Source organism: Tenacibaculum retecalamus (assembly GCF_027941755.1).
Taxonomy (GTDB): Bacteria; Bacteroidota; Bacteroidia; order Flavobacteriales; family Flavobacteriaceae; genus Polaribacter; species Polaribacter haliotis_B.
Genome location: NZ_CP115916.1, coordinates 1,563,264 through 1,588,167, shown reverse-complemented (window position 1 = coordinate 1,588,167; position 24,904 = coordinate 1,563,264). Strand labels below are relative to the sequence as shown.

Sequence of the window (24,904 nt, the reverse complement as noted above, 5' to 3'; positions counted from 1 at the left end):
GGTTTAAATTAATTTCTTAACTTCTTGTTTTAAATATGCAATTGATGTTTGTGTTGGGTTCTCATTCTGAGAATAATCAATTAATATACTTTCGCGTAAATCTTTTGCCGTTTTTGCTGTTTCTGATGTTTTACGAAGCTTAGCAATTATTGTTAGTTTTGCAGCTATTATTGCTTTCCAACTATCTTCAGATACATATAATTGTTGCACCATATTGTGTTCGTATTCTTGTTCGATATTAGCAATTAATAATTGAACATAACTATTAGTATCCTCACTAATAGGAATTACTCTTACCAATAATTTTGTAGGGTTTATACGCTCACAAAACAAAAGTAAGCGCTCATAAGCTTGTAGTTTAATAGGTAAGCTTTCACGTTTTTTATCAACTAAAGCATTAAATTTCTTTTCGTTGTTATCTTGCTTTATAAAAGCGCCTAATATAAAGTATGCTACAAATCCTGTTACTAATGCTGGTAAAGCGTATGCGAATCCTTCAAAAATTTTATCTTCCATAATGCGAATATACAAGTCCTGTTAAAATAGCCAATCCAAAACTTAATAAAGTTCCGATTAAAATGTATTCTGTTAATTTTCTATCTTTTGCTGAAGTTAAGTCTCCAAAACGGAAAATAGATTTTGCAGCTAATAAAAACCCAACACCAGCCCATTGTCCGATAACAATGAATGTAAATATTAATAAACGTTCTAAAATTCCGATATATTTTCCTGCCTTAGCTAAAGAATCATCTTCTTTTTTTAACTCTTTTTCAGGACTCCATTGCGATATTATCGTTTGTATAATTATGGATGCAACAAAACTTACAAAAATCAGACAAGATATAAGTAGAAGTGTTTTTAGTGAAAAAATAAAATCAATATTAAATTGGTAAGGAATATACCAATAAGTTACCAAAGCTAACATCAAAATATGCAAAAACTGATCTATAAAAAATAACCATGTTTTATTTTTTTTATGCTGCAAGTATAATTTACTTAAATCGATACAATAGTGAGTTGTAATTATAAAAAGTATGCCTAAAATATATTTAAAACTAAAGCTAGTTAGTACTAATAACAATAATAAATGAACAGCAATATGTAAGTATATTTTTTTAGATTTAAACTTTTTTTTCTCCTTGTTTTTTACCCATTTTTCTGATTGAAAAATAAAATCACCTAAAAAATGAGCAATTAGAAACTTTAAGAATAAGATCATAATGAAGCTGTTTTTTGTTGTATTAATTCTCTGTATCTTTTTTCTAATTTGATAATAGCATCGTAACCAGCGCGTTTTTGTCGTTCGCTAATATTACTTTGTGTTATACCTATTTTTTTTCCAATCTCACTTTGAGTTAATAAAGGATTTTCTATTGATAATTGAAATACTTCAGCTGAATTTTTTGTCCAATTATTCATTGTTAATAAAGCTAAATCTAAAGCTAAATTCAGTTCTTCATCTAACGCTAACCAGGGAGTTTTTATTGCAATTAATTGTTTTTTTACCAAGCTATCAAAAACTTCACCTGAATAAACATAAGCTTGTCCGTTTGCTTCTGTAATATGTGAATTTTTAGAATCTTTGGTGCCGATACCAATACCAATTCTAACATCAACATTATCTACTTGTTTTAGTTGAGCTTTTAATAAAAAAGCTACATAAAAAGCTTTCTCTGCAGGAACTTCAAGTTGAAAACTATCACCTCTAAAAATTTCCCAATCAATAGGTTGTTTTCCGAATTTATTAAGAATAGTTTTTAGCTTTTCTAGCCAAACACTATTATCAGATCTCCTAGATTTTACAATGTCTCCTGTTAAAATACTTGTCATTAAATGGTGGTTATAAGTTTTAAAAATACTTAAATATTTAGAATTGACCAAAATTATCTGTAAATAAGCAGATAATTTTATTTATCTGCTAGAGAGTAGATATGTTATTTTATCTGTTTTTAAACAAATAAAAATTGTGAATAAAAAAAAGGTTACATTCTTTATATAACCTAAAAGAATGGTTAAATTTCCGTTTTAAAAATTATTTCAAATTTTTTCTATTGAATACTTACTTAGAGCAACTTAACGAACCACAAAGAGCAGCCGTTTTACAAAAAGATGGCTACAATGATAATTATTGCAGGAGCCGGATCGGGTAAAACGAGAGTTTTAACCTATCGGATAGCGCATTTAATGAAAGAAGGCGTAGATTCTTTTAATATTTTATCGCTAACCTTTACAAATAAGGCAGCCCGCGAAATGAAAGAACGTATTGGTGGCGTTGTTGGTTATAGCGAAGCAAAGAATTTATGGATGGGAACTTTTCACTCTGTTTTTTCTCGTATTTTACGATCAGAAGCAGATCGTTTAGGCTACCCTTCTAACTTTACAATTTACGACACACAAGATTCTGTTAGGCTGATTTCTACAATCATTAGAGAAATGAAATTAGATAAAGACCGCTACAAACCAAAGCAGATTTTAAGCAGAATATCATCGTTTAAAAATAGCCTAATTACGGTTAGAGCTTATTTTAATAATTCAGATTTACAAGAGGCAGATTTAGAAGCAAGCAGGCCAAAAGTAGGTGATATTTATAAAGCTTATGTAGAAAGATGTTTTAAGGCAGGAGCAATGGATTTTGATGATTTATTGTTAAGAACCAATGAATTACTAACTCGTTTTCCTGAAGTTTTAGCAAAATATCAAAGTCGATTTAAATATATAATGGTTGATGAGTATCAGGATACAAATCACTCACAATATTTAATTGTTAGAGCATTAGCAGATCGTTTTCAGAATATTTGTGTGGTAGGTGATGATTCGCAAAGTATTTATAGTTTCCGTGGAGCAAATATCAATAACATCTTAAATTTTCAAAAAGATTATCCAGATGTTAAGACATTTAAATTAGAACAAAATTACCGATCAACAAGTAATATTGTTGAAGCTGCCAATAGTGTAATTGATAAAAATAAAACAAAGTTAGATAAGGAAGTTTGGACGGCTAATGACCCCGGAGAAAGTATAAAAGTAATGCGAACAATTTCTGACGGAGAAGAAGGGCGTTTCGTAGCACAATCTATTTGGGACAACAAAATGAATCATCAATTAACAAATGATTCTTTTGCTATTCTATACCGTACCAATGCGCAATCGAGAGCAATGGAAGATGCTTTGCGAAAAAAAGATATTAAGTATAAAATTTACGGAGGTATTTCATTTTATCAGCGTAAAGAAATAAAAGATTTATTATCGTATTTACGTATGTTAATAAATCCGAATGATGAAGAAGCTTTAAAGAGAGTTATTAATTATCCGCCACGAGGAATTGGCGCTACAACGATTGATAAATTAGCTATAGCAGCAAATCACTATAAAAAATCAATTTTTGACATTTTATTAAATTTAGATAAAGTTGATTTAAAAATAAATTCAGGTACCAAAACCAAGTTAGCTAATTTTACTAGAATGATTCAGCGTTTTCAAATAGACGCTCAAAAGATGAATGCTTTCGAAATTGCCGATTTGGTAGTAAAGCAAACACAATTAGTAAAAGATTTACAAAAAGATGGTACGCCAGAAGGGGTAAATAAAGTTGAAAACGTTCAGGAATTATTAAACGGAATAAAAGACTTTATAACCGATAGAATTGAAACAGGTGAAGATGCTTCATTACCTATTTTCTTAGAAGATGTAGCCTTGGCAACAGATTTTGATAGTGAAAGTGACGATACACCAATGGTTTCGTTAATGACCATTCACTTATCAAAAGGATTAGAATATCAATATGTGTATATTGTTGGTTTAGAAGAAGGTTTATTTCCTTCTGGAATGAGCATGAATACACGTAGCGAGCTAGAAGAAGAGCGTCGTTTGTTTTATGTGGCCTTAACACGAGCAGAAAAAGTAGCCTACTTAACGTATGCGCAAACACGTTACCGTTGGGGTAAATTAACAGACGGAGAACCAAGTCGTTTCTTAGAAGAAATTGATGATAAATTTGTAGAGCATTTAGCACCTAAAGTACCAGCAGCATTAGCTAATAGGTTTATTGATGCAAGTATGTTTGATGATGATACTCCTAAGAATATCCGTTTTCAAAAACCAATTCAAAAACAACGAAAAGAGTTTTTAGCAAAAAAAGAAAAACCAAATATTATACCGCCAAAAAGTAAAATGAAAAAGGTATCAGACGTCAGTTCTGCAATCAATTTATTTGATGGTGAAATAGTGATTGGTAATTTTGTAGAACACAATCGTTTCGGAACAGGTGAAGTAGTTGCTTTAGAAGGTAAAGGACCTAATAAAAAGGCGGAAATTAAGTTTGGTACCGTAGGTAAAAAGAAATTATTATTACAATTCGCAAAATTAAAGGTAATCGGATAACTACGTAATTCGTAATAATTACCTATTTTGCAGCTATAAATATAGAGAAATGACGTTTGATTTAGAGTACAATTCAGAAAGAGATCACTTAATAATTCCGGAATACGGAAGACATATACAAAAATTAGTAAATCACTGCATCGCTTTAGAGACAAAAGAAGAAAGAAATACAATGGCAAAAGCGATTGTAGATGTAATGGGGAATTTACAACCTCATTTACGCGATGTGCCAGATTTTAAACACAAACTTTGGGATCAGTTACATATAATTGCCGATTTTAAATTAGATGCTGATTCACCATATGAAACACCATCTAAAGAAGAGCTAACAGAGAAGCCAGAAAAGATGGATTACCCAAAATCTGCTTCAAGATATCGTTATTACGGTAACAACATTCAAACCATGATAAATATTGCATTAACTTGGGAAGAAGGTGATAAAAGAGAAGCATTGGTTTTTACGATTGCTAATCACATGAAAAAATGCTATTTAAATTGGAATAAAGATACAGTTGATGATGCTGTTATTTTTAAGCATTTATATGATTTATCTGATAAAAAAATAGACTTAAGAGAAACTACAGAAAAGTTAGCAGAAAGTAAAAACTTATTAAGAAAACGTACTACTCAACAGGGTAAGACAAATCATAAAAATTCTCCTAAAGGAAAAACGAATTACAGTAATAATAAACACAGAAAAAAATAAATGGCATCATTTAAAATTGAAGGAGGTCACAAACTTAGTGGCGTAATAACACCTCAAGGAGCAAAAAACGAAGCACTACAAATTATATGTGCGGTATTATTAACTGCCGAAAAAGTAGTAATTAATAATATTCCAGATATTATTGATGTAAACAAACTAATATTTATTTTAGGAGAACTAGGTGTTAAAGTAGAAAAATTAAGTGCAAATTCATATAGTTTTCAGGCAGATGAAATCAATCTACAATATTTAGAATCACCTGAATTTAAAAGAGACGGAAGTTCATTAAGAGGTTCAATAATGATTGTTGGTCCTTTATTAGCACGTTTTGGTAAAGGATATATTCCACGTCCGGGAGGCGATAAAATTGGACGTCGTCGTTTAGATACCCATTTTGAAGGCTTTATTAATCTTGGAGCTAAATTTCGTTACAATAAAGAAGAATATTTTTACGGTGTTGAAGCTGAAGATGGATTGGTTGGTGCCGATATGCTTTTAGATGAAGCTTCGGTAACAGGAACTGCCAATATTATTATGGCAGCAGTTTTAGCCAAAGGAACTACAACAATATACAATGCAGCTTGCGAACCTTATATTCAACAATTATCTAAAATGTTAAATTCTATGGGCGCTAAAATAACAGGAGTTGGCTCTAATTTATTAACTATTGAAGGAGTAACTTCTTTAGCAGGATGCGAGCATAGAGTATTACCTGATATGATTGAAATTGGTAGTTGGATTGGTGTGGCGGCAATGACGCGATCTGAATTAACGATTAAAGATGTTAGTTGGAAAAACTTAGGGCAAATACCAAGTGTATTTCGTAAACTAGGAATTCAGTTAGAGAAAAAAGGAGATGATATTTATATTCCGGCACAAGATAGTTATGAGATTCAAAATTATATTGACGGATCTGTTTTAACAGTTGCAGATGCACCTTGGCCTGGATTTACACCAGATTTGTTAAGTATTGTGTTAGTTATTGCAACACAAGCAAAAGGAACGGTATTAATCCACCAAAAGATGTTTGAAAGTCGTTTGTTTTTTGTTGATAAATTGATTGATATGGGCGCAAAAGTAATTTTATGTGATCCTCATAGAGCAACGGTAATTGGTCATGATTTTAAATCGATGTTAAAAGCAACAAAAATGACTTCGCCAGATATTCGCGCAGGAATCTCTTTATTAATAGCAGCTTTATCAGCAAAAGGAACCAGTATTATTAATAATATTGAACAAATTGATAGAGGGTACGAAAACATTGAAGCTCGTTTAAAATCGATCGGAGCTAAAATTGAAAGAATAGAAGAGTAAGAAAAGTAAAAATATAAAATAAAAATCGTGTCAACATGACACGATTTTTTTATTGGCAATATTATTGATAAAATTATGCTGAAGAATTTAAAGAAACGATTTACAATGAGTAAAGATCAATATACAAAAGAAGACGAATTAAAAGACGCTATTGATAATGCGCCAATTGATGAAACACCAGAAGTAGAAGAGGTTGTAGAAGAAGTAGAACCAACTACTGAGGAGTTACTTCAGGCAGAGAAAGACAAGCATTTACGTTTGTTTGCAGAGTTCGAAAACTATAAAAAACGTACTTCTAAAGAACGTATGGAGCTTTATAAAACAGCAGGAAAGGAAGTAATGACAGTTTTACTGCCAATTTTAGATGATTTTGAACGTGCTCTGACACATGCAGATGATGATAAAGAAGCAGAAGAATTACGTAAAGGAGTATTGTTAATTTACCAAAAAATGGTAAAAACACTAGAACAAAAAGGCTTAACAGCTATTGAAGTAAAGCAAGGAGATGTTTTTGATGCAGAAGTACACCAAGCAATTACACAAATTCCAGCACCTTCAGATGATTTAAAGGGGAAGATTATTGACTGTATAGAAACAGGATATAAGTTAGGAGATAAAATTATTCGTCATCCAAAAGTAGTAGTAGCACAAGCATAAAAAATAATAGTTCCAATTATCAATTATTTATTGATGATTGTCAATTAACAATACAATGGCAAAACAAGATTATTACGAAGTATTAGGTATTTCAAAATCGGCGTCACAACCAGAGATAAAAAAAGGATATCGTAAAATGGCGATAAAATATCATCCAGATAAAAACCCGGATGATAAAAATGCTGAAGAGAAATTCAAGTTATGTGCCGAGGCATATGAAATACTAAGTGATGAGAATAAAAAAGCACGTTACGATCAATATGGTCATGCAGCTTTTGATGGTGCACAAGGTGGCGGTGGCGGCTTTGGCGGTGGCGGAATGAATATGGATGACATATTCAGCCAATTCGGAGATATTTTTGGTGGTGGCGGAGGTGGCTTTGGCGGTTTCGGTGGCGGCGGAGGTCAACGACAAGCCAGAGTTAAAGGATCTAACATGCGAATTAGAGTAAAACTTACTTTAGAGGAAATCGCAAACGGAGTAGAGAAGAAGGTTAAAGTTCGTAGAAAAGTTCAGGCAGACGGAGTTACTTATAAAACGTGTACAACATGTAATGGTAGTGGTCAGCAAATGCGAGTTACCAATACTATTTTAGGTAGAATGCAAACAGCAACTACTTGTGGTACATGTCAAGGAGCAGGAGAAATACTTAATAGTAAACCAGGTGGATCAGATGCGCAAGGTTTAATTGTTAAAGAAGAAACTGTTTCAATAAATATTCCAGAAGGAGTTACAGAAGGTGTTCAATTAAAAGTAGGAGGTAAAGGAAATGAAGCTCCAGGTAAAAACTCTATTCCAGGAGATTTATTAGTTTTAATTGAAGAAGTTCAGCACGAAACTTTAAAAAGAGAAGGAAGTAATGTGCATTATGATTTGTATATTAATTTTTCTGAAGCAGTTTTAGGTATTTCTAAAGAAGTAGAAACAGTAACAGGAAAAGTAAAAATAAAGATTGAGGCAGGAACACAATCGGGTAAAATTTTAAGATTAAAAGGAAAAGGTTTACCAAGTATAGAACGTTATGGAAAAGGCGATTTCTTAATACATATTAATGTTTGGACACCGCAAGAACTAACTAAAGAACAACGAAATTTTTTCGAAGAAATGAAAGAAGACGATAACTTTAGCCCAAATCCTCAAAAATCAGATAAATCATTTTTTGATAAAGTAAAAGATATGTTTTCTTAATACATTTAAATACTTAATTAGTAGTTATTTAAATGTATTTGAAACCCTTTCATTTTTTTGAAAGGGTTTTGTTTTTTATTATTTTTAAAAAAATGATAGATAAATTAAAAAACATTCTTATATTTGTACCGTCTAGAAGACGTTCTAGACACTTTTTCTTTTTCATAGCAATTTTCCCACTCAATTTATTGAGTGGGTTTTTTTATGAAAAGAGCAAATTTTATAAAAATATTGAAGCAGACCATCTTATCGACTTATATTTAGTATAAGTAGGAAAGTCTGGACACCATAGAGTAGCATAGCGGATAACACCCGTCCGGTGTAAACCGAGGACAAGTGCAGCAGAAAGTATGTACAGGTAAGGCTGTAGTGAAACCAGGTAAACTCTATGCGGTGCAATGTCATGTACATTAGAGCTCGAGCGCTACTCGCGCGATTCTAAGGGGTAGGCAGATTGATTTTACAAGTAATTGTAAAACTAGAGAAATGATAAGAGCCTTATTTATAAGGAACAGAATCCAGCTTATAGGTCTGCTTTTTTATTTTTATATATTTTAACTATTGATTTACTAATTATTTTAATGGTTTTGAATTGTTTTTTTGATAAAAAATTAACAGTTAACCTTTTATTTATTATTGATTTCTTGTTTTTTTGAATATAAATTACTCTTTACTTAGTAATTCACCTAGTTCTGTGTTTATCTTTTAAAATTGGACTAAAAATAGTACTTTTGCTCAACAAAAATTACACAATTTGATTTTTTCTATTCATGTGATCAATAGTATTTATACTAAAGTTGATGAAAGAATAGATGTAGTCAGCTAATTGTAGTTAGGTGTTTAATGTTTTAAAAAACCTCTAGAATGAGTATTTATAAAGAGTATATAAAAGAGATAGAAGACAGGAAAGTTCAAGAACTTCATCCAAAGCCAATTGATGGAGCTGAATTATTAAGTCAAATTATTGAGCAAATAAAAGATTTAGATAATGAGTTTAGAGAAGATTCTCTTAATTTCTTTATCTATAATGTTTTGCCAGGTACTACAAGTGCAGCTGGTGTAAAAGCTCAATTTTTAAAGGAAATCATTTTAAGAGAATCAATAGTAAAAGAAATTACACCAACTTTTGCTTTCGAACAGTTATCTCACATGAAAGGAGGTCCTTCAGTAAATGTTTTATTGGATCTTGCTTTAGGTAATGATGAAGATTTAGCTAAACAAGCTGCAGAAGTTCTTAAAACTCAAGTTTTTCTTTATGAAGCAGATACTGCTCGCTTAGAAGAAGCTTTTAAATTAGGAAACACTATTGCAAAAGAGCTTATTGAAAGCTATGCAAAAGCGGAGTTTTTTACGAAATTACCAGAAATAGATGAAAAAATAGAGGTGGTAACATTTATCGCAGGAATTGGTGATATCTCAACAGATTTATTATCTCCAGGTGGTGATGCACACTCTCGTTCAGATAGAGAATTACACGGTCAGTGTTTATTTGAGCACAATAAAGAACAACAAGCCGAACTAAAAGCAGTACAAGCGCAGCATCCTGATAAAAGAGTGATGTTAATTGCTGAAAAAGGAACAATGGGAGTTGGTTCTTCTAGAATGTCTGGTGTAAACAACGTCGCATTATGGACAGGAATTAAATCGAGTCCGTATGTACCTTTTATTAATATCGCTCCGGCAATTGCTGGAACAAACGGAATTTCTCCAATTTTCTTAACAACTGTTGGTGTAACTGGTGGTATTGGTTTAGACCTTAAAAACTGGGTTCAACAAAAAGATGCAGAAGGAAACACAATTCGTGATGAAAATGGAGATCCAGTATTAAAAGAAGAGTATTCTGTTGCTACAGGAACAGTACTGACGATTAATACAAAAGAGAAAAAATTATACAACGGCAATAAAGAGTTAAAAGATATTTCTGCTGCATTTACACCACAAAAAATGGAGTTTATGAAAGCAGGTGGTTCTTATGCTGTTGTTTTCGGTAAAAAATTACAAACTTTTGCATCTAAAGTATTAAATATTGATGTGATACCAGTTTATGCACCATCAAAAGAAATTACTATTGAAGGGCAAGGCTTAACAGCTGTTGAAAAAATATTCAATAAAAATGCCGTTGGTACTACACCAGGAGCTGTTTTACATGCAGGATCTGATGTTCGTGTAGAAGTAAATATTGTAGGTTCTCAAGATACTACAGGGTTAATGACTTCTCAAGAATTAGAGATGATGGCTGCTACAGTTATTTCTCCAATTGTAGATGGTGCTTACCAATCGGGTTGTCATACAGCTTCAGTTTGGGATGATAAATCGAAAGCAAACATACCAAGATTAATGAGCTTTATGAACGATTTTGGTTTAATTACTGGTCGTGATCCTAAAGGGAAATATTTTCCAATGACAGATGTTATTCATAAAGTACTGAACGATATTACTGTTGGTGATTGGGACATTATTATTGGAGGAGATTCTCACACACGTATGTCTAAAGGAGTTGCTTTTGGAGCAGATTCAGGAACAGTTGCCTTAGCATTAGCTACAGGTGAGGCTTCAATGCCAATTCCACAATCTGTAAAAGTTACTTTTAAAGGACAAATGAAATCTTATATGGATTTCCGTGATGTAGTGCACGCTACACAATCTCAAATGTTAAAGCAATTTGGTGGTGAAAACGTTTTTCAAGGAAGAATCATTGAGGTTCATATTGGAACGCTTACTGCAGATGAAGCTTTTACATTCACAGATTGGACTGCAGAGATGAAAGCAAAAGCATCTATTTGTATTTCTGAAGATGATACTTTAATAGAATCTTTAGAGATTGCTAAAGGCCGTATCCAAATCATGATTGATAAAGGAATGGACAATGCAAAGCAAGTGCTTAAAGGTTTAGTTGATAAAGCTAATACTAGAATAACGGAACTTAAAACGGGTATCAAACCATCTTTAAGACCAGATGCAAACGCGAAGTATCATGCAGAAGTTATTATTGATTTAGATGAAATCGCAGAACCAATGATTGCGGATCCAGATGTAAATAACGATGATGTTTCTAAGCGTTATACACACGATAATATTCGTCCATTATCTTTTTATGGTGGAACTAAAAAAGTAGATTTAGGTTTCGTAGGATCTTGTATGGTTCACAAAGGAGATATGAAAATATTAGCTCAAATGTTAAAAAACATTGAAACACAACATGGTAAAGTTGAATTTAAAGCACCTTTAGTAGTTGCACCACCAACATACAATATTGTTGATGAGTTAAAAGCAGAAGGAGATTGGGAAGTATTACAAAAATACTCAGGATTCGAATTTGACGATAACGCACCAAAAGGTTTAGCACGTACCAAGTACGAAAACATGTTATATTTAGAGCGACCAGGTTGTAATTTATGTATGGGTAACCAAGAAAAAGCAGCACCAGGAGATACGGTTATGGCAACATCAACACGTTTATTTCAAGGTAGAGTTGTAAAAGATTCTGGTGAGAAAAAAGGAGAATCTCTATTATCATCAACTCCAGTAGTAGTTTTATCTACAATTTTAGGTAGAACACCAACTATGGCAGAATACGAAGCAGCTGTAGATGGTATTGTTTTAACGAAGTTTAAACCTTCTACAAAGCAGTTAGTGAGATAATAAAAAAAGATTATATAAAATAGTTAAAATCCCGAGTCTTAGGCTCGGGATTTTTTATTTAAAAGTCATTTAGAGTACTTCTAAAATATCAGAAATTATACCAATAAGTTGGGCGTTACCACAAGGGTCGGGCTTTCTTTTCCAATCTTTCTGTTCGTGCCTCACAAAAAGGATTTCCATTTCAATCCCTAACGCACTTTAGAAATCAAACTGAAAGAATTATAATACTTATTAAAGTCATACTTTATTTTGTATATTAGGTTACTTTTAAACTAATATTATTTATTATGGCATTTGATATAGAAATGATAAAGAAGGTTTATGCTACAATGGCTGAGCGTGTAGAAAAAGCTAAAGAAATTGTAGGAAAACCGTTAACACTTTCAGAAAAGATTTTATACGCTCACCTTTGGGATGAAACTTCTAACAAAGCATTTCAAAGAGGTAAAGATTATGTCAATTTTGCACCAGACAGAATTGCGTGTCAAGATGCTACAGCACAAATGGCTTTATTACAATTTATGCAAGCCGGAAAACCAAAAGTAGCTGTACCAACAACAGTACACTGTGACCACTTGATTCAAGCAAAACAAGGAGCTGCAGTAGATTTAAAACGAGCAAACAAAACAAGTAGTGAAGTTTTTGATTTTTTAGCTTCAGTTTCTAATAAATATGGTATAGGTTTTTGGAAACCAGGAGCAGGAATTATTCATCAAGTTGTTTTAGAAAATTATGCCTTTCCAGGAGGTATGATGATTGGCACCGATTCTCACACCGTAAATGCTGGTGGTTTAGGAATGGTAGCAATTGGTGTAGGTGGAGCAGATGCAGTTGATGTAATGGCAGGAATGGCTTGGGAACTTAAATTCCCGAAACTTATAGGGGTAAAATTAACAGGTAGCTTAAATGGATGGACGTCTGCTAAAGATGTTATTCTTAAAGTAGCAGGTATTCTTACTGTAAAAGGTGGTACTGGAGCTATAGTTGAATATTTCGGAGAAGGAGCAAGGAACTTATCTTGTACAGGAAAAGGAACCATTTGTAATATGGGAGCTGAGATTGGCGCTACTACTTCTACCTTTGGATATGATGAATCAATGGAGCGTTATTTGCGTGCTACCGATAGAAGTGATGTTGCAGATGAAGCGAACAAAGTAAAAGAATATTTAACAGGTGATGCAGAAGTATATGCTAATCCAGAAGAATATTTTGATCAAGTTATTGAAATTGATTTAAGTACATTACGTCCACATTTAAACGGACCTTTTACACCCGATTTAGCAACGCCAGTTGGTGAGTTAGGTGCAAAAGCAAAAGAAAATGGTTGGCCAATTAAAGTAGATTGGGGACTTATAGGTTCTTGTACAAATTCTTCTTACGAAGATTTAACGAGAGCAGCATCAATAGCAAAGCAAGTAGTAGATAAAAAAATTAAACCTAAATCTGATTTTGGAATCAACCCTGGTTCAGAGCAAATTCGTTTTACAGCTGAACGTGATGGTGTTTTAAAAATATTTGAAGATTTAGATGCTACTATTTTTACGAATGCCTGTGCACCATGTATTGGGCAATGGGACAGAAGTGATAGAAAAGGCGAAGAAAAAAATACAATTGTACATTCATTTAATAGAAACTTTTCTAAGCGTGCAGACGGAAACCCAAATACACATGCATTTGTAGGATCACCAGAAATGGTTGCAGCTATTGCAATTTCAGGTTGTTTAGATTTCGATCCAATGAATGATACGTTGATTAATGAAGATGGTGAAGAAATAAAATTAGATGAACCAAAAGGTATTGAGTTACCACCTTTAGGATTTGATGTTATAGATTCTGGTTATGAAGAACCTTTAAAAGATGGAAGCGGTGTAAATATATCAGTAAATCCAACCTCAGAACGCTTGAAGTTATTAACACCTTTTACGCCTTTAGGAAATGATATAAAAGGGGCTAAATTATTAATAAAAGCATTTGGTAAATGTACTACAGATCATATTTCTATGGCAGGACCATGGTTACGTTACCGTGGGCATTTAGATAATATTTCTAACAACTGCTTAATTGGTGCCGTAAACGCTTTTGGAAAGAAAACAAATTTTGTAAAAAATCAATTAACAGGAGAGTTTGGTGGTGTGCCAGATGTAGCTAGAGCTTATAAAGCAGCAGGAGTACCTACTATTGTTGTTGGAGATCATAATTATGGTGAAGGCTCATCAAGAGAGCATGCAGCTATGGAGCCACGTCATTTAGGTGTTGCAGCGGTTATTGTAAAATCTTTTGCACGTATTCATGAAACAAACCTTAAAAAACAAGGTATGTTAGGTTTAACGTTTGCTAAGGAATCAGATTATGATTTAATTCAAGAAAATGATACCTTTAATTTTACAGATTTAAAAGATTTTGCACCTAACAAACAATTAACAATTGAAGTTGTGCATGCCGATGGTTCTAAAGATATTGTTATGGTAAATCATACGTATAATCAAGGACAAATAGAATGGTATAATGAAGGTTCTGCTTTGAACTTAATTAAAAAGCAAAACGCATAATTAAAATTTATCGTTAACACGAAAGAACTCCAGGTTTTTACCTGGAGTTCTTTATTTTTGTAATATGAAAGATTTACTAAATAAGATATCAGAAGAACCATTAAAAGTAATAGATTCATCTATTACTTTTGAAGAATATATTCATATTTCAATTTCATCAGAAAATAAGCAATTAAATTTTGATGTATCATCATCATCAGAATGGGAAATATATATAGCGCAGTATCTTAAAGAAAAAAATGCGAAAGTTGCTTTTGGAGGATACTTGGAAAAAAGAGATATTTATAACAGAAGTGAATATTTTACGAAACAATTAAAAGAAAATCAACGAAATATTCATTTAGGTATCGATTTATGGTGTGATGCTAATACCGCTGTTTTAGCTGTTTTAAATGGCGAGATACATAGCTTTAAAAATAATACAAATCACGGTGATTACGGCTCAACAATCATTTTAAAACACACTTTTGGTGATCGTGTTTTTTATTCGCTTTATGGCCATTTATCAGAAGATTCACTAAACAACTTAAGTGTTGGAGATAAAGTATCACAAGGTGAAAAAATAGCAGTGTTAGGTGATAACTCAGTAAACGGAGATTATGCTCCTCATTTACATTTTCAACTGATAATTGATATGGAAGGTAACCAAGGCGATTACCCAGGAGTATCATCAGAAAAGACGCTTAATTTTTACAAGGAAAATTGCCCAAACCCTAATTTATTATTAAAATTGCCAAATGAAGTATAGACAACTTACCAAAGAACAATTTGAAGGATTACATGAAGAATTTGCTCGTTTTTTAGCCTCACAAAGTATCGATGCTAAAGAATGGAAAGAATTAAAAGAAGAAAAACCGCAAGTAGCTGAAGATGAAATGAATGTTTTTAGTGATGTAGTTTGGGATGATGTGCTTACTAAAACAGCATATTTAGAACATTTTTCTCCAAAAGTGGTAAACTTATTTAAATGTGATGAAGAAGAAATTCATCGTATTGTTATAAAAGTTGATAAAGAAATAAATTTATTAGAGCAAGAAGGTTTTGAATGGTTGATGAAAAATCCGAATGACAAAAAAATAGAGTTTTTTACAGGAACAAAAAAATACGAACAAGAAAGAAATACCGAAGTTTTCGATTTGATAGAAAAAGGAAGTACTATTTCTAAAGGGGAGCTATTTGAATATTTTAATAAGCTAACATCGTAAGTAACTTTTCAGTTCCTAAACTAGCAACGTCTTTAATAATTGTTAAATTACTAAAGGCGTTTTTATTTACCACAGGTTTTGGATCTATAAAATAAATAGGTGTTTTATTTGAGATATAATCAATTAAACTAGCCGCAGGATATACTTGCATAGAAGTACCAATAATTACTAAAACATCTGCTTTAGCCGTTATTTCTATAGCTTTATCTAACATTGGTACATCTTCGCCAAACCAAACAATATGAGGACGTAATTGCGATTTTTCTCCACATAAATCACCTGAAATAATATCTTTTTTACAGCTGTAAACCAAATTGATATTAGCCGTACTTCTTGCTTTTAATAACTCACCGTGTAAATGTAAAACGTTGGTGCTTTTAGCACGTTCATGTAAATCATCAACATTCTGAGTAATAATATCAACATGATAATTTTCTTCTAACTTAACAAGATTGTAATGAGCCTTGTTAGGAGAAACAGCAAGTAATTGTCTTCTTCGTTGATTGTAAAAGTCGAGGACTAATTCTGGGTTTTTATAAAAACCTTCAGGTGTGGCAACTTCGTAAATATCATGACCTTCCCACAAACCATCAGCGTCTCTAAAGGTTTTTATCCCGCTTTCGGCACTAATTCCCGCACCTGTTAATATTACGATTCGTTTTTTCATCAGTAAAAGTTTTACTCCTTAAAAATATGAAATTTTAGTATGTTTGTACTATGATTGATGAAGGATTATTTGCGTATTTAGAAGGTTTTATTACTGATAAAAGAAAAGAAACATTTACAAGAGTGTTAAATGAGCGAACACGCCATTTTACAGTTGTGTTAGAAGATATTTATCAACCTCATAATGCAAGTGCAGTAGTAAGAAGTTGCGATATTTTCGGAGTGCAAGATGTGTATGCCATTGAAAACAGATTTACCAATAAAGTTTCTCGTCACGTTGCAAAAGGAAGTCAGAAATGGTTAAATATTAACCGCTTTAAAGAAGATGGCGATAATACCAAAACTTGTTTAGAAGATTTACGAGCAAAAGGATATCAGATAATTGGTACTACGCCGCATACCGATTCGTGTGTTTTGGCTGATTTTGATGTTACTAAAAAATCTGCTTTTGTTTTTGGAGCTGAAAAAGACGGAATTTCAGATTATATTAAACAAGAAGCTGACGGATTTTTAAAAATTCCGATGGTTGGTTTTACAGAAAGTTTAAATATATCGGTTGCCGCTGCAATTACTTTAAATGATGTAACTTCTCGATTGAAGAAAACAAATGTCGAATGGCAATTAAGTGATTCAGAAAAGAAAGAGTTGTATTTTGAATGGATTAAAAACACGATTAAAAATCCTGAAAAGTTAACAGCACACTATTATAAAGAGCTTAGTAAATAAAAGTATTTGAAAACTTAAGTTCGTTTCAGGTTTTACATAAATTAATTCGTTTTTATAGGATGTGATTCTGAAACAAGTTCAGAATGACGGATTTTAGTATTTTTTTGATTTTTTAAAAGAGGGTATTTTACGTCAACCTGAGTTTGTTTTAGGTTTACATACAAACGGATTTGTTCTTGTTTTACAAGATGCGATTCTGAAGCAAGTTCAGAATGACGTTAAGTATTAATTAGAACTAATAATTTTTAAAACCAACTCTTTAGTTAACGCTTGTCCGTTGGCTATTTTTTTAATGTTATCAAACGTAAACACAAAATCACAACCATTTTTGTAATGAGAACATCCGTAAGCAGATTTTCCTTTTAAAACAGCCCCTTTTTTACATTTCGGGCAGGTGATTGTCTCTGTGTTTTTCGACTCCGATTTAACTGATGTTTGTTTTTGTTCTAGTTTTAAATTGAAATTATCATCAAAACGAACCAAACCTTCAATTTTATCATTGCCGTGTTTAAATTCTTTTAAATTAGTGGTACATCCTTTGTCTATTAAACGAATTAATTGATTTTCAGATATTTTTTTATCCATAAATTCGAACGGCAATTTAAAATCACACCCGCTTTTATAACCAGAACATCCGTAGGCGGTACTCCCTTTTAATAACTGACCTTTTTTACACTTCGGACATTCTTTAGCAACGACTGTTTTTTTCTTAGGTGCTGCCTTTTTTGGTTTCACCTTCGGAGCTTCATTTTCAGAAGACAGCCGTTTTGTTTTAGTGCTAGAACGGACTTCATACACCAATTCATCCACCATTTTTTTCATGTTGTTGATGAAAGTTCCGGCATTAAATTCCCCTCTTTCAATTTCTTTTAAACGCTTTTCCCAACGACCGGTTAATTCGGCAGATTTTAATAATTCATTGTCAATTAAATCAATTAAATCGATTCCTGTTTGTGTAGGAATCACTAATTTTTTTTGACGTTCGATATATTTTCTTCTAAATAAAGTTTCTATTATACTAGCACGCGTAGACGGACGACCAATTCCGTTTTCTTTCATTAACTCTCGCATTTCATCATCATCAACCTGCTTTCCTGCCGTTTCCATAGCACGTAATAAACTAGCTTCTGTATAATTACGTGGCGGTTTGGTTTCTTTTTCTAAAAAGCTAGGTTCGTGTGGTCCTTTTTCACCTTTTACAAAAGTAGGTAAGGTGTTTGCTTCTGTTTTTTTAGTATCGTTTCCGTGCTCAAAAACAACACGCCATCCTTTAGATACTATTTCTTTTCCGCTTGTTTTAAAAGAAATTTTATCAACTTCACCAATTACTGAAGTGTTAGCAACATCACTTTCTGGATAAAAAACAGCTATAAAACGACGTGTAATAATATCATACACTTGTTGTTGGTTGTACTGTAAATTATTCTGAATCCCGGTAGGAATAATAGCGTGGTGATCGGTAACTTTTTTATCGTCAAAAACCTTTTTAGATTTCTTTATTTTTTGATCTAATAACGGTTTTGTTAACTGATTATAGTCTGTTAACTTGGTTAATATTCCTGCTATTTTCGGATACACATCATTCGGTAAAAAAGTAGTATCAACCCTCGGATAGGTAACTACTTTCATTTCGTAGAGTTTCTGTACTATTTTTAAGGTTTCATCCGCAGAAAATCCAAATTTATTATTACAATAAACTTGCAAACCTGTTAAATCAAATAATTTAGGAGCGTATTCTTTTCCTTTCTTTTTGGTAACTGAAGTAATTTCAAAATCACTCTCTTTTACTTTATCAGCAAAAACCTGACCTTCTTCTTTTTTAAGAAAACGACCTTCTTCGTAACTAAAAAGTGTTTCGCGATATAGAGTTTGAAGTTCCCAATAGGGTTGTGGCTTAAAATGTTGAATTTCTTTAAAACGATTTACCAACATGGCTAGGGTAGGAGTTTGCACTCTACCAACCGATAATACTTGTTTGTAACCGCCGAATTTAACGGTGTATAATCGCGTTGCATTTAAGCCCAATAGCCAATCGCCAATGGCACGAGAAAAACCTGCGTAATATAAATTATCGTATTGTGCGGCGGGTTTTAAATTATTAAAACCTTCTCTAATAGCTTCTTCGGTTAGTGAAGAAATCCATAAGCGTTGTACTTCTCCTTTATAATTTGCTTGGTTTATTACCCAACGTTGTATGAGTTCTCCTTCTGTACCAGCATCCCCACAGTTTATAACAACATCTGCTCTTTCAAATAATGATTTAACGATATTAAACTGTTTTTTTATACCTCCATCGTTGGTTACTTTGGTATTAAAACGCTCGGGAAGCATGGGTAAGTTGTTTAAATCCCAACTTTTCCAATGCGGTTTGTAGTCTTTAGGTTCTAAAAGTGTACATAAATGTCCGAAAGTATAGGTAACTGCATAACCATTACCTTCGAAATAACCATCTCGTTTGGTATTGGCTCCTAATATATTAGCAATTTCGCGTGCTACACTCGGCTTTTCGGCAATACAGACTTTCATTAAAACTATTTAGAAACTCGAAATTACTAAAAAACTTGAGTTACGACAATAAAATTATTATGTTAAAAGTATATTTAAAACCCACGTTGTCTTTTGGCTTCGAAAGTTAAAATGGCAGCGGCTACAGAAACATTCATCGAATCTATTTGTCCTTGCATAGGTATATTAATGTTTTGCGTTGCTTTATCTCGCCAAACTTGTGTTAGCCCCGTTGCTTCGGTTCCTACAACTAATGCAGTAGGTCTGGTATAATCGTTTTTGTGATATTCGTTAGAATTTTGAAGCGTAGCACTATAGATATTAATTTTATGCTGTTGTAAAAAATCAATAATTTCTTCGGATGTTCCTATACCAATCTGATTGGTAAATAAACAACCAACACTAGAGCGCACAATATTAGGATTAAACAAATCGGTTTTAGGGTTTGCTATAAAAACAGCATCTACATTTGCAGCATCTGCTGTACGCAACATGGCACCAATATTACCGGGTTTTTCAATACCTTCTAAAACTAAAATAAGTGGAGTAGTGGTATTAAAATTAATATTTTCTAGATTAAAATATTTTGACTTAACAACAGCAATTACACCTTCGGTAGTATCGCGATAGGCAATTTTTTTGTAGATTTCTTTGGTGATTTCTATACAGTTTGCCGTATGTTTTAACAGCTTATCTAAATTTTCGTTAGACAACATATTCGGAACAAATAAAATAGTTTCTATTTCATAACCACCGCCAACAACTAAAGATATTTCACGTTGTCCTTCTACTAAAAACAATCCTTTCTTTTTTCGCTCGCGAGATTTGTCTTGTAACTTTAATAAATCCTTGATAAAAGGGTTTTGTATGCTGCTAATTTGTTTCATAAATACAAAAATACCCAATTAAGGGTATTTTTTACTATTGATTTTATTTTAATCTTTGTAAAGCAATTGTAAATTCAGTTTTATTATTAAAAAATGTAATAAGGGGACATTTTTTTAATATTTATTTGAATTAAAATGAAAAGCTCGGTATTTATACCGAGCTTTTTTGTTGTTATTGATTTTTGTATTTATTAGAGTAACGTTTCCAAAGTTTTGTTTGGTGCGTTTCTAAGCTAATTTTTCTACCTTGAATAAAAGCTTCTGTTAAAATATTAGTTCGCATATCTAACGCATCACCTTCTGAGATAAATAAAGTGGCATTTTTACCAACTTCTAAAGTACCTACTTTATCATCAATGCCTAAAATCTTGGCATTATTTTGTGTAATTAATTGCAATGCTTTTTCTTTACCTAAACCATAAGCAGCATAAGTACCAGCATAAAAAGGTAAGTTACGCGTACTCATGCGTTCCATTTCGCCTTCCATACCTAAACCAATTAAAATACCAGCATCTGATAATATTTTAGCAGCACGATAAGGTAAATCATAATCTTCATCTTCAGCACCAGGTAAACGGTGTGCACGCTCTAAAATTACTGGGATATTATTTTCTTTTAATAAATCGGCTACTTTTTCAGCTTCGGTTCCGTGAACAATAACAATACTTTTAATCCCAACCTTTTTTAAAGTCTTTACTGCATCAGTAATTGCTTTTTGCCCGCTTACATGCACAAACATTTTTTGAGAACCATTTAAAACCCCTTGTAAAGCTTCATAAGGTAAAATTTTAGCAGATTTGTTACTTGCTAAATATGTTTTTGCATTGTTAATATAATCAGTAATCTGATTGATGTTTTTAGCGTAGTTTTTATTTGGTTTTAAGGCAGGATCTTCTCCTAACCACCAACGACCACGACTAAAATCACTTGGCCAGTTCATGTGAATTCCATCATCCGTTTTTAAAGCAGCATCTTCCCAGTTCCAAGCATCAAACTGTACTACAGATGAAGTTCCTGAAATAACACCACCACGAGGTGTAATTTGTCCCATTAATACTCCGTTCGGACGCATAGATTCCACTATTTTACTTTCTGTATTATAAGCAATAATACTACGAATGTGAGGTAGCATAGCACCAACTTCATCAGCATCTACAGTAGCTCTTACGGCATCAATTTCTGCCAATCCTAAAGAAGTGTTTGCAGCAATAAACCCAGGATACACATGCTTTCCTTTAGCATTTATGACTTTCCCTTTTCTGGCAATTTTCATCATTGCACTACCAACAAAAGAAATTTTCCCTTCAGAAAACATGATTAATGAATTTTCAATCACTTTTCCGTTTCCTAAGTGAGCGGTTGCTCCCTCGATACTATAATTTTGTGTTTGTTTTGCGGCGGGTGTTTGTTGCGCCATTATATTTCCTATTAATAAGAAACATAATAAACTATATATAACTTTAATTTTCATGTTTAATGTTTTTGGTTTCTTATTCTGTATCACAGTGAAATAATTTTTTAGACTTCTTAACAGGTGCTTGAGTTTTAGCTCCTTTTAATTTTTCTTGCAACATCATGTTAATCAATTTAGCACGCTCTGCCTTAATTGTAGCACGTTTCTTTTTATCTTCTTTAATATCAAAATAAACAGCACCATCAATAATTGTTTTTTCAGCTTTACTATAAATAGATAAAGGATTTCCGCTCCATAAAACAACATCTGCATCTTTACCAACTTTTATACTACCAGTACGATCGTTTAAGTGTAATAATTTAGCAGGATTTATGGTAACAGTTTCCCAAGCTTCTTGTTCACTTAATCCACCATATTTTATCAATTTAGCAGCTTCTTGATTTAAGCGACGCGACATTTCAGCATCATCAGAATTAATAGCAACTGTAATTCCTTGGTTATGCATAATTGCAGCATTATAAGGAATTGCATCGTTAACTTCGTATTTGTACGCCCACCAATCTGCAAATGTAGAACCACCAACGCCGTGTTCTATCATTTTATCAGCTACTTTGTATCCTTCTAAAATATGTGTGAATGTGTTGATGTTAAAATCAAATTTTTCAGCAACTTTCATTAACATATTAATTTCTGATTGTACGTAAGAGTGACACGAAATAAAACGTTCTTTATTAATGATTTCAGCTAACGTTTCTAACTCGATATCTTTACGATAAGGTTGTCCGCTTTTCTTTTTAGCGTCGTATTCTTTTGCACGTTGAAAATAATCGATATAAACCTGTTCAACTCCCATACGTGTTTGTGGAAAACGAACTGTTTGTAAATCTCCCCAGTTGGCTTGTTTTACATTTTCACCTAAGGCAAATTTGATAAACTTCGGACTGTTTTTATAGATTAATCCATCAGCATTTTCTCCCCATTTAAGTTTGATAATTGCAGAACGACCACCAATTGGATTAGCAGAACCATGTAAAATTTGGATTGAAGTAACTCCTCCTGCAATATTTCTATAAATATTTACATCATCAGGATCAACAACATCTTCAATAGTAACTTCGGCAGTAGAGTTATGACCAGATTCGTTTACTGCAGAAGTTGCAATATGAGAATGCTCGTCAATAATACCAGCGGTTAAATATTTTCCTTCACCATTAAGAACTTTGGCTCCTCTTGCTGAAATATTTTTTCCTATTTGAGAAATTTTTCCGTCTTTAATTAAAACATCAGTATTTGTTAAGATTTCTTTGTTTTCAGAAGTCCAAACAGTGGTGTTTTTTATTAAAATAGTTTCTTTTTGTGTTTTAGTATAATTACCATATCCGATATTTGGATAAGAAACAGCAACAACATTAATATTGTCTTCTTTTTTCTTCTTTTTCTTTTTGTCTTCTTTTTTAGAATTGAAAGTAGCTGTCCAATTGGTTTCATCACCAGTATTGGTTATGGCCTTTCCTTTAATATTTTTAGCATCTACCATTCCTGATAAACGTGTAAAAGCATCACCTTCTCTTAAAGTAATAGACATCCAATTATCTTTAAAAGAAAATTTAGAGTTTACCTTTTTTCCATCTTTTTTAATTGTTGCTTTTTGCTTAGTACCTTTTCCGCTGATAGACATGTTATAGGTATTACCATTAACTGCCAATGAATATTCACCCGAAAGATCTTTAATAGTAATATCGTTTACAACATTTTTGTTTCCTTGTACCCAGTTTTCGTAAAGAGTAGTGTTTTTATCAAAAATATCTCCAGAAGTAATTAAAAAGTTAGCATAACTACCTTTATTTAAGTTTCCGATTCTATCATTTTGTAAAATTTTAGCAGGAACACTTGTTAAGGCTTTTAAAGCTGTAGTTTTATCTAATCCGAATTTAATAGCTTTGTTTAAATTAGCATTAAATTCTTTTACTTTTTTTAATTTAAAAGTAGTTAAAGCAAATGGCACATTGTTTTTAGCAAGAACAGCAGGGTTTGCAGGTTCTTGATTCCATTTACGCATATCACTCAACGCAATTTTATCAGCTAAAAAAGCATTACTTACATCATAAGCTTTTCTGAAATTAATAGGAATTATAAAAGTAGCATTGGTGTTTTTAATATCGTTTACTCGCTCGTATTCATTTCCGCCTCCAAGGATTGTGTATTGAATTCCGAATTCATCACCAATTTTGTCAGCACGTAAATCATCTAAATAATTTCCAGCGCTAAATATTTGAGGAAGCTCTTTTTTATCATTTAAAGCTTGTAAAGCTAAATCTGTATTGTTAATATTACCAGCAGCATACCAATTTGCATCAGAATATGTTTGACGTAATAAAGACATTGCACCCATACGAGAAGTAGGATACGACTGACGTGATTTGTTACTTTTACTAAATGATAAATAATTAGCAGATTTTTTATTTAAAATACGATAAGCATCAGAGGTTGCAGTGTTTAAGGCTACTAGTACACCATTACCTTGCATAATTCCGTCATTTTGATGTGTATTTACAACACCAAAACCTAAATTGACTAATTCTTTAGCTTTTTTAGTATCAAAAGCAAAAGCATCAAAAGCATCAGTGTCAGGACGAATATGATCGTTCCAATAATACCCTTTTCTGCTAGCATCGTATTGTGAATCTCTACCGCTTTTTCTTTTAGGTGCTTTTATTCCAAAGGTGCTATAAGCATCTACAAAAGAAGGATAAATAGTTTTTCCTTTTAAATTAATAATTTCTGTTCCTTGCGGAATTTTTACAGATTTACCTATTTCTAAAACTTTACCGTCTTTAATAAGTAATGTTCCTTTTTTAATAATGTTGGTTGGACTTACATAAATTTTTGCATTTGTAAATGCGAATAATTTATTTTTTGAGGTTTTAACTCCTGTATTACTTGGAAAGTATTCTTGCGCATGAATGACTGATGCACAAAGAAATACTAGTAACATAAGTATTTTTTTCATTAATGATTAAGTTTAGTTATGTGATAAAGATATTTATTTAATAGTGAGTAAATA

The 24,904-nt window shown here is 32.3% G+C and carries 17 protein-coding genes, 1 other RNA gene and 1 pseudogene; 11 read left to right on the top strand and 8 right to left on the bottom strand.

The features are described from left to right. Positions 1 to 3: 3 nt before the first annotated feature. The 3 genes from PG912_RS07560 to PG912_RS07550 are packed head-to-tail and all read right to left on the bottom strand — an operon-like array spanning position 4 to position 1,830. On the bottom strand, positions 4 to 516 hold the full coding sequence (locus PG912_RS07560; protein ID WP_275687044.1) for a DUF7935 family protein: 513 nt from the start codon (positions 514 to 516) through the stop codon (positions 4 to 6). Further along, entirely contained in the window at positions 506 to 1,219 is a 714-nt protein-coding gene (locus PG912_RS07555; protein ID WP_275687043.1) for a DUF3307 domain-containing protein, read from the bottom strand. The genes PG912_RS07560 and PG912_RS07555 overlap by 11 nt, the downstream gene beginning before the upstream one ends. After that, complete coding sequence (locus PG912_RS07550; protein WP_275687042.1) at positions 1,216 to 1,830, bottom strand: SatD family protein; 615 nt, start codon at positions 1,828 to 1,830, stop codon at positions 1,216 to 1,218. The genes PG912_RS07555 and PG912_RS07550 overlap by 4 nt, the downstream gene beginning before the upstream one ends. Before the next feature lie 221 nt (positions 1,831 to 2,051). Here PG912_RS07550 and PG912_RS07545 point away from each other — a divergent pair. From PG912_RS07545 to PG912_RS07500, 10 genes and pseudogenes are all read left to right on the top strand, one after another. Further along, positions 2,052 to 4,380, top strand: a pseudogene (locus PG912_RS07545) (ATP-dependent helicase). A 49-nt stretch (positions 4,381 to 4,429) separates the two neighbouring features. Next, positions 4,430 to 5,086 (top strand): DUF4290 domain-containing protein, encoded by a 657-nt coding sequence (locus tag PG912_RS07540; RefSeq protein ID WP_275687041.1) that lies wholly within the window; start codon positions 4,430 to 4,432, stop codon positions 5,084 to 5,086. Beyond that, a complete protein-coding gene (murA, locus tag PG912_RS07535; RefSeq protein WP_275687040.1) occupies positions 5,087 to 6,400 on the top strand; it encodes a UDP-N-acetylglucosamine 1-carboxyvinyltransferase in 1,314 nt (437 codons plus the stop codon). A 75-nt stretch (positions 6,401 to 6,475) separates the two neighbouring features. After that, the gene (locus PG912_RS07530; RefSeq protein ID WP_260586098.1) at positions 6,476 to 7,057 is read left to right on the top strand and encodes a nucleotide exchange factor GrpE; all 582 of its coding nucleotides are present in this window, start codon (positions 6,476 to 6,478) and stop codon (positions 7,055 to 7,057) included. A 55-nt stretch (positions 7,058 to 7,112) separates the two neighbouring features. Next, the gene (gene dnaJ / locus PG912_RS07525) at positions 7,113 to 8,246 is read left to right on the top strand and encodes a molecular chaperone DnaJ (protein ID WP_275687039.1); all 1,134 of its coding nucleotides are present in this window, start codon (positions 7,113 to 7,115) and stop codon (positions 8,244 to 8,246) included. Positions 8,247 to 8,479: 233 nt separating this feature from the next. Beyond that, positions 8,480 to 8,788: RNase P RNA component class A (rnpB, locus tag PG912_RS07520), an RNA gene on the top strand. Positions 8,789 to 9,110: 322 nt separating this feature from the next. Continuing rightward, entirely contained in the window at positions 9,111 to 11,888 is a 2,778-nt protein-coding gene (locus PG912_RS07515) for a bifunctional aconitate hydratase 2/2-methylisocitrate dehydratase (protein WP_275687038.1), read from the top strand. Between the two features lie 287 nt (positions 11,889 to 12,175). Further along, the gene (locus tag PG912_RS07510) at positions 12,176 to 14,437 is read left to right on the top strand and encodes an aconitate hydratase (RefSeq protein ID WP_275687037.1); all 2,262 of its coding nucleotides are present in this window, start codon (positions 12,176 to 12,178) and stop codon (positions 14,435 to 14,437) included. A gap of 64 nt (positions 14,438 to 14,501) precedes the next feature. Then, on the top strand, positions 14,502 to 15,185 hold the full coding sequence (locus tag PG912_RS07505; protein ID WP_275687036.1) for a peptidoglycan DD-metalloendopeptidase family protein: 684 nt from the start codon (positions 14,502 to 14,504) through the stop codon (positions 15,183 to 15,185). Further along, positions 15,175 to 15,642: a DUF6495 family protein gene (locus PG912_RS07500; protein ID WP_275687035.1), complete on the top strand. Its 468-nt coding sequence runs from the start codon at positions 15,175 to 15,177 to the stop codon at positions 15,640 to 15,642. Before PG912_RS07505 ends, PG912_RS07500 begins: the two co-directional genes overlap by 11 nt. On the opposite strand, the gene PG912_RS07495 is transcribed toward PG912_RS07500, so the two are convergent. Then, positions 15,623 to 16,309, bottom strand: a complete 687-nt coding sequence (locus tag PG912_RS07495; protein ID WP_275687034.1) for an SIR2 family NAD-dependent protein deacylase — start codon at positions 16,307 to 16,309, stop codon at positions 15,623 to 15,625. The two genes, PG912_RS07500 and PG912_RS07495, sit on opposite strands and share 20 nt — an antisense overlap. Before the next feature lie 50 nt (positions 16,310 to 16,359). On the opposite strand from PG912_RS07495, the gene PG912_RS07490 reads away from it, so the two are divergent. Next, positions 16,360 to 17,034, top strand: a complete 675-nt coding sequence (locus tag PG912_RS07490) for a TrmH family RNA methyltransferase (RefSeq protein WP_275687033.1) — start codon at positions 16,360 to 16,362, stop codon at positions 17,032 to 17,034. 225 nt (positions 17,035 to 17,259) lie between these two features. On the opposite strand, the gene PG912_RS07485 is transcribed toward PG912_RS07490, so the two are convergent. The 4 genes from PG912_RS07485 to PG912_RS07470 all read right to left on the bottom strand — a co-directional run bounded on the left by PG912_RS07485 (position 17,260) and on the right by PG912_RS07470 (position 24,850). Beyond that, the gene (locus tag PG912_RS07485) at positions 17,260 to 19,560 is read right to left on the bottom strand and encodes a DNA topoisomerase 3 (protein WP_275687032.1); all 2,301 of its coding nucleotides are present in this window, start codon (positions 19,558 to 19,560) and stop codon (positions 17,260 to 17,262) included. A gap of 74 nt (positions 19,561 to 19,634) precedes the next feature. After that, positions 19,635 to 20,426 (bottom strand): TrmH family RNA methyltransferase, encoded by a 792-nt coding sequence (locus tag PG912_RS07480; protein ID WP_275687031.1) that lies wholly within the window; start codon positions 20,424 to 20,426, stop codon positions 19,635 to 19,637. Positions 20,427 to 20,598: 172 nt separating this feature from the next. Beyond that, a complete protein-coding gene (locus PG912_RS07475; protein WP_275687030.1) occupies positions 20,599 to 21,897 on the bottom strand; it encodes an amidohydrolase family protein in 1,299 nt (432 codons plus the stop codon). 19 nt (positions 21,898 to 21,916) lie between these two features. Then, positions 21,917 to 24,850: an amidohydrolase family protein gene (locus PG912_RS07470; RefSeq protein WP_275687029.1), complete on the bottom strand. Its 2,934-nt coding sequence runs from the start codon at positions 24,848 to 24,850 to the stop codon at positions 21,917 to 21,919. Positions 24,851 to 24,904: the final 54 nt, after the last annotated feature.